General features: G+C 31.2%; 1 protein-coding gene. It reads left to right on the top strand.

Features of this window, described 5'->3' with window-relative positions:
- Positions 1–550, top strand: a 550-nt coding sequence (locus Q7U95_RS01290; protein ID WP_308751471.1) for a hypothetical protein, incomplete at its 5' end; no start/stop codon positions are given.
- Between the last annotated feature and the right edge of the window lie 592 nt (positions 551–1,142).

Below are 1,142 nucleotides of genomic sequence, written 5' to 3'. Positions count from 1 at the left end.
TAGTGCGATTACCGATCCTAAAAATAGTGATGAATTAAACATAAAAAAATTTATAGCTTCCCAGGCAATTATATTATCTCTAATGGGAGTTCCGGGAATATATATTCATAGTTTGTTTGGAACGAAAAATTATCCAAAAGGAGTAGAGAAAACAGGTCAGAAAAGAACGATTAATCGAAAAAAATTACCATACGATAAATTAAAAAAAGATTTAGAAAATTCGGATTCCAGAGAACATAAAATATTTACCGAATTCATGAGATTAATTCATAAAAGAAAATCTGAAAAAGCCTTTCACCCAAATGGAAAACAGGAAGTATTATTCTTAAAAAGAGAGTTATTTTCTTTATTACGGACTTCTCCCGATGCTAAGGAAAGAATAATAGCGCTGCATAATATCACAGATAATATACAGGAGTTATGCCTGATAAAAAATCAATATCACTTAAATGAAAAGCAATATTATGATATAATTTCTGAGAAAACAATAGATATAGAAAAAATACTTCTTGAGCCCTATCAAATTATGTGGTTAAAAGTTTTTAAATAAAAGAACAGGGGACAACGGTTCTCTGTTCCTATTTTTCTCTTCTGAAACCCTTTATTTACAAGGCTTTCAGTAAAAAATTGGGACAGCTTTTATTTACGCAAATTTATGCTTGGCGAAAAGTAAAGCCAGGAATTATGGGGGATATTCTTCTTTTGTATTCCCGCACTTATGCTTGGTGAAAAGTAAAGCGTGTCCCCCTTTTACAAAAAGAGTATTTTTTTGATTAAATTTCTTACTCTTTTTATTCGACGGGGCAATTCCTAATCTTTAGGAAAACCCATACAGAGTTTACTAAAAAGAACTATCTCCTAATTTCTTAGGAAGAATCTTTCAGGTAAAAGGACAGAGTAATAGAGTAATATCATTATTTTCTGACTCTGTCTTTCTTATTTACGTAGAAACATTTTAGAAAAGTATAGAAATATAATAGTTTGGTCTCTGAGATTAGAAATGTCAAATGTTAAGACCCCTTTACTGGTCATAAATCATTTAAAGAAGCTACCCAGGCATTAGATGTCGGTACCAGATTGGGAGGAGCAGGAGATATTTATCATATTAATGATCTGGGCATAGGTAGAATATTAGCAGAGAT

This window comes from Candidatus Oleimmundimicrobium sp. (genome assembly GCF_030651595.1).
Taxonomy (GTDB): domain Bacteria; phylum Actinomycetota; class Aquicultoria; order UBA3085; family Oleimmundimicrobiaceae; genus JAUSCH01.
Note: the sequence above shows the minus strand (reverse complement) of the source record. Positions and strands in the feature narration are given on the sequence as shown.